At 71.5% G+C, this 526-nt stretch carries 1 protein-coding gene; it reads right to left on the reverse strand.

The window, feature by feature from the left end:
• Positions 1 to 444, reverse strand: a 444-nt coding sequence (locus AE652_RS42885) for a hypothetical protein (RefSeq protein WP_199823246.1), incomplete at its 3' end; no start/stop codon positions are given.
• Between the last annotated feature and the right edge of the window lie 82 nt (positions 445 to 526).

Consider the following 526-nt stretch of genomic DNA (forward strand, 5'->3'; position numbering starts at 1 on the left):
CGGGACGACCCGGTCACCGAACACGTCCGGACCCAGCAGACCCACCGGCGCCACCGACGCCTGCGGAACCCCGGGCATCAGGCCGATCAGCTCGTCGATCAACTCCTGGGCCGTGAAAGGCGCCTCCGGCTGGACGACGGTCGACACCTGCGCCTGGGTCGACCCCGACCCCTCGCCCTGGTTCCCGGGGTACTGGGGCTGCCGCGAACGCGCGATCGCCTCCTCCAGATCAAGCTGCTCCAGGTCGTCCAGGTCCTCCAGGCCGTCCGAGTCCTCCGCGAACTCGAAGTTCTCCTCCTCGACGTCCTCGACGTCCTCGACGGCCCTGCCCTTGCCCTTGTCCGTACGGGAGTTCGCGGCCGGGAGCTCGCCCTCCTCCTCGCCCTCGACGTCCGTCTCCTCGACGCCCGTCATCGCGACGTCCGTCGAACTCTGCGACGGCACCAGGGGAACGCTGGCACGCGGCGCCGGGCCCGCCTCGGAGGCGCCCATCGACTCGTCCGAGGCCTGGGCGGACTCAACGCCG

This window comes from Kitasatospora sp. MY 5-36, assembly GCF_001182915.1.
In the GTDB taxonomy this organism is placed as follows: domain Bacteria; phylum Actinomycetota; class Actinomycetes; order Streptomycetales; family Streptomycetaceae; genus Kitasatospora.